General features: G+C 70.3%; 4 protein-coding genes. 1 reads left to right on the top strand and 3 read right to left on the bottom strand.

The window, feature by feature from the left end:
• Window positions 1–258: 258 nt before the first annotated feature.
• Both ACIRDX_RS20390 and ACIRDX_RS20385 read right to left on the bottom strand, forming a co-directional pair.
• Complete coding sequence (locus ACIRDX_RS20390) at window positions 259–1,605, bottom strand: Nramp family divalent metal transporter (RefSeq protein ID WP_396627276.1); 1,347 nt, start codon at window positions 1,603–1,605, stop codon at window positions 259–261.
• Between the two features lies 1 nt (window position 1,606).
• Window positions 1,607–2,419: a fumarylacetoacetate hydrolase family protein gene (locus tag ACIRDX_RS20385; protein ID WP_396627275.1), complete on the bottom strand. Its 813-nt coding sequence runs from the start codon at window positions 2,417–2,419 to the stop codon at window positions 1,607–1,609.
• Between the two features lie 21 nt (window positions 2,420–2,440).
• Here ACIRDX_RS20385 and ACIRDX_RS20380 point away from each other — a divergent pair, with 21 nt between their 5' ends.
• Window positions 2,441–3,364 carry a VOC family protein gene (locus ACIRDX_RS20380; protein ID WP_396627274.1) on the top strand — a complete coding sequence of 308 codons (924 nt, stop codon included), beginning with the start codon at window positions 2,441–2,443 and terminating at the stop codon, window positions 3,362–3,364.
• 162 nt (window positions 3,365–3,526) lie between these two features.
• Here the strand turns inward: ACIRDX_RS20380 and ACIRDX_RS20375 are convergent, their stop codons facing one another.
• A complete protein-coding gene (locus ACIRDX_RS20375) occupies window positions 3,527–5,008 on the bottom strand; it encodes a rhamnulokinase family protein (RefSeq protein ID WP_396627273.1) in 1,482 nt (493 codons plus the stop codon).
• Between the last annotated feature and the right edge of the window lie 130 nt (window positions 5,009–5,138).

Genomic DNA, 5,138 nt, shown 5'->3' with positions numbered 1-5,138 from the left:
ACAAGGGAGGCAAGGGACGAGGGACGGGGACGGCGAGGGAACAGGGACGAGTACGCCCGTCAGGAGGGGGGCTGCGACCAGGGACAAGGACGGCACTGACCCAGGCGGGCCGCCCAACGGCGGCGTTCTCGAGGTCGTCTCTCCCCGCAGCCTCGGTCGTGGCGGTGCTCTTGTCCCTCGTCCCTTGCGGGTTTCCTGTCCCTTGTCCCTTGTCTCCCTGGTCTCTTGCGTACGTGTCCCTTGTCCCTTGGACAGCCCTCAGATCGCCCCGATCGTCCGGAGCAACTGGTACAGGCCAACCAGCGTCATGAGGCCGGCCGAGATCCACAGGGCCACCGTCCAGCCAGTGGATGGGGCGAGGTCGGGCGGGAGGCGCTTGTGGCGGAAGTACACCGCAGCCACGGCCAGCAGGGGCAGCATGATGCCCTGTCCCACGGCGCCGATCAGCACCAGGGTCACGGGCTGGGGCCAGACCACGTACGCGGTGGCCGAGGCGAGCGGGAGCAGCACGCACGCCGCCTGCACGGCCTTGCGGCGCGCCTCGGCCGTCGGGGCCGCGGCTGCCGGTACGCCCAGCAGGCCGCCCACGTCCACCAGCAACCGCGCGTTGGAGGCCGTCGCCACGAAGAACGTGGAGTACAGCACCGCCAGTGCGCCCACCAGGAAGAGCACGTAGCTCCACTCGCCGAGCGACCGCAGGTACATGTCGGCGAGGCGCCCGATCAGGTCGTTGTCGCTGACGTCACGGGCGGTCTGGTGCAGGATGGCGGCGCCGAGCACGTAGAACGCGATGGTGGCGAACGTGTAGATGATCATCGACACGAACGCGTCCAGCCGCATCACGCGCAGCCACCCGAGCGCACCGGCCGTCCACGCCGGCCGCTGCGGCGACCACGCGCCTCCGGGCGGCGGCGGACCGACACTCCGGCCGTAGCCCTTCTCGAGGCACCAGTACGGGTAGTAGATCAACTCCGACGCGCCGACGCCCGTCACGCCGAAGGCCGCGAACGCGATCGTGAAGCTGTCGGGCATGTGCAGCGACAGCCCTTCGCGCCACTGGGCCGCCGTCACGTGGAACTCGGTCCACTGGAGCGCGACGACGGCCACCATCGCCGAGAGCGTGAAGATGGCCACCATCGCCGTGGAGTAGCGCTCGACCGGCCCATACCGCCCCGACACGAGCAGCGCAATGCCCGAGCCCGTGGTCAGCACCAGCCACACCCAGGGCGGCCAGTTCAGGCCGAGCATGCCGCAGATCATCGTGATGCCGCCGATGATGCCGCCCACCTGCAGCACGGTGCCCGCGTACATCAGCATCCACGCCCACAGCACCCACGACACCCGCCACCGCGGCCCGGGAATCGTGTCCAGCGAGACCAGCGTGGTCTCCTGGTGCGCAATCGCGTGTCGCGCGAGTTCGACCTGCACGAACACCTTGAGCACGCAGCCCAGGATCACGAACCAGAGCAGCGTGAAGCCCATCGCCGCCCCCAGCTTGGGGATGACGATGAGCTCGCCCGATCCGACGATGGCGGCGCTGATGATCAGGCCGGGCCCGAGTTGCGCGAGCCGGCCGGCAAGGGTCGTGGGCGGCGCGACGGCCATCCTAGGCGCCCGTCTCCTCGAGGACGACGGGATTGGTGAGCGTGCCGATCTTCTCGATCTCGATGCTGACCTCGTCGCCAGGCGCGAGCCAGCGTGGCGGCGTGCGCGCCATCCCGACGCCCTCGGGGGTGCCGGTCAGGATCACGGTGCCCGGCAGCAGAGTGGTGCTGCCGCTGAGGAAGCTGATGATCTCGCGGACGCTGAAGATCATGTCGGCGGTGTTGGAGTCCTGCACGACCTCGCCGTTGAGGCGCGTGCTGATGCGCAGGTTGTTCGGATCGGGGATCTCGTCAGCCGTGACCAGCACGGGCCCGAGCGGCGCGAACGTATCGAACGTCTTGCCGCGGCTCCACTGGCTGCCGCCGCGCTTGATCTGCCAGTCGCGGGCGCTGACGTCGTTGGCGCAGGTGTAGCCGAGGACGTAGTCGAGGGCGCGCTCGGGTGTCACGTTCTTGCAGCGCTTGCCGATAACCACGGCGAGTTCGCACTCGTAGTCGACCTGCTCGCTGGCCAGGTACCGCGGGATGGCGATCGGACCGCCGGGGCGCTGGACGGCGTTGGGCCCCTTGGCGAACACCACGGGCTGCTCGGGGATCTTCGCGCCGGTCTCCTCGGCATGCCGCTTGTAGTTGAGCCCGATGCACCAGATCATCGTCGGGACGACCGGGGCCAGCAGTTCACGGACGGGGACGTGGGCCTGCGTTTCCTTGAAGCCGTCGTAGGGGTTGCCGGAGAGCAGGTGGTAGCTCCCCAACTCGCCGTCGGTCACATGGACCATCAGGTCGTTCTCGGTAATGCACCGCATGATGCGCATGGCGCATCATCATACAGAGAGATGCTGAGCGACCACGAGTTCCTGGAGCACTTCGACGCCGGTACGCTCGATCTGAGCGGCTTCGGCCATGAGGCGCACATCCGCGCGGCGTGGCTGTGCCTGCGCCACGCCCCCTTCCGCGACGCGGTGGGGCGGTTGCGCCGGGGCCTGAAACGCCTCGCCATCTCGACGGGGAACCCGCAGCGCTATCACGAGACGATCACGGTGGCGTACACACGGCTGGTGCAGCGACAGATGCGCCTGCTGGGCGACCCGTCGTGGGAGGAGTTCCGCCGCCAGTCCGACGACTTGTTGGCCCCCGACCTCTCGGCCCTGCGCGTCCTCTACGGCGCCGAGGTGCTCGACAGCGCCGAGGCGCGCAAGCGCTTCATCCCGCCTCCGGCCTGGAACATCGAGCCGGTGGAGCGGTTCCTCAAGGAGTTCGCGGACTACCAGGAGTCGCTCGATGCCCGCCAACCGGACGCCGGCGACACCCCGGGCGCGTGGACCGGCGTGGAACGTCGCGCCGCCGAACCGGTGTGCGTGACCGCCGTGCTCGCGGTGGCCGACGTGCAGCGCGCCGCGCAGTTCTACGCCAACGCGTTCGGCTTCGACGTGGCCCCGTTCCCGCAGCACCCGCCCTACCAGTTCGCCCTGCTGTCTCGCGGGGGCGCCGAACTCATGGTGCGGGCGGCCGCCGACCCCGCGGCGCTGCGCCCGTCGGCCGGCTGGGCCCTGTACGTCCGGCTGTCGGGCGGGCGCATCCGGGAACTGCACGCCAGGCTGTCGGCCACCTGCCACATCTCGCGACCGCTGCAACGCATGCCCTACCACGACGTCGAGTTCGAGGTGCGTGACCCCGACGGCTACATCGTCGTCGTCAGCGAGTGGCTCGACGACGCGCACGACATCCCGGATGCGATGGAGGGGGACGACACCGCCTGACGCGGGTCATTCGTCATTGCTCATGCCTCATGCCTCATGCCTCATGCCTCATGCCGAAGGTGCAAGGGCAAGGGCAGAAGGGCAAAGGCAGAAGGGCAAAGGGCCGAAGGGCAAAGGGCAGAAATGGCGCGGCTGCAGGCCGGAGGCCGCAGCCCCTGCATTTCACATGTCGAATTTCAGATTACCGAAGCGCTCCGCGGCCTGATCCCACACCTGCGTCGCGCGCGGCGTGAATTCCTCGGGCGGGAAGGCGGTGGCGATGAGGGCGCGGGCGTCGGTCAGCGTCCGACAGGCGCCGACCGCGACGAGTTGCACGGCGACGTTGCCGAGCGCGGTGGCCTCGACGGGGCCGGCCAGCACCCGGCAGCCGGTGGCATCCGCGGTGGCCTGATTGAGCACCCGGTTGCGCGCCCCCCCGCCGATCACCCGAATCGTGTGGACTTGCACGCCGGTCACCATCTCGAGCGCGCGCACGCCGCGCCGATAGGCCAGCGCCAGGCTGTCGAGCACCACCCGCGCCACGTCGGATGCCGACTCGGGCACCGACTGTCCGGTGCGGCCACACCATGCCTGCACCGCGGCGGCATCCGGGGCGCGGTGGAAGCTCTGGTCGTCGGGGTCGATGAGGGCCCGACAGGCCGGGCGCTGCGCGGCCGCGGCCAGCAGGTCCTCCACCGCGAAGGCCTGTCCCTCTGTCCGCCACCCGCGCAGGCAGCCCTCGAGCACCCACAGGCCGGTGATGTTGCGCAGCACGCGCGTGGTACCGGCCACGCCGCCCTCGTTGGTGAAGTTGTGCGCGAGGCTCGCGCGCGACACGACTGGCGTCGCTGATTCGGTGCCGAGCAGCGACCAGGTCCCGGAACTGAGGAACGCCACGCCGCCGCCTGACTGAATCGACGCCACGGCCGACCCGGTGTCGTGGCAGGCGGGTGCGATCACGGGAACGCCGGCGATGGCCGGCGCACGGTTCGCGCACGCGGCGACGGGTACGCCGAGGCGCGTGCCAGGCGCAACGATTGGCGGTAGCACACGCGTCGGCACCCCGAGGTCGTCGAGCAGGTCGACCGCCCAGCGGCCGGTCCGCCAGTCCAGCATTTGCGTGGTCGTCGCGTTGGTGTACTCGACGCCGCGCGCGCCGGTCAGCCAGAAGTGCAGCAGGTCCGGCATGGTGAGCAGCGTGGCGGCGCGCGCCAGGCGCTCGGGCGCGTCGCGCTGCTCGGCAACCACCTGGTACAGCGTGTTGAAGGGCAGGAACTGGATGCCCGTCCGGTCGTAGAGGGCCTGGCGCCCGACGCGGGCGATCACGGCCTCCATCACGCCGTCGGTCCGGGTGTCGCGATAGTGGTACGGCAGGCCGAGGAGGTCGCCGGCCTCATCGATCAGGCCGTAGTCGACGCCCCAGGTGTCGAGGCCCAGGCTGTCGAGCGGCCCCGTGGCGGAGGCGTGCACCAGTCCCGCCAGGACGAGGTCGAAGAGGCGAGGGGCGTCCCAGTGCAGCCCCGTGGCATCGGTCACGGTCGGCGTGGGGAAGCGGTGGACCTCCGTGAGCGCCAGCGTGCCCGCCGCCGTGTCCACGTCGGCGCGCATGACGCGCCCGCTCGTCGCGCCGAGGTCACCCGCGGCGATGCGCCAGGTGGCCGGCATGGTTCAGGCGTACGAGGTGACCGACGCGAGATTGCGGTCGCCGCGCTCGCGGGTGATCGTCTCGAGATAGCCGCTCTCGCGGAAGGCGACGAACGGATCGGCAGGCAGCCCCCGGGCGGTGGCCCACGCG

Origin of the sequence: Luteitalea sp., from assembly GCF_044337415.1 — a bacterium.
In the GTDB taxonomy this organism is placed as follows: domain Bacteria; phylum Acidobacteriota; class Vicinamibacteria; order Vicinamibacterales; family Vicinamibacteraceae; genus Luteitalea.
The sequence above is the reverse complement of the archived record's forward strand: the minus strand, read 5'-3'. Positions and strand labels throughout refer to the sequence as shown.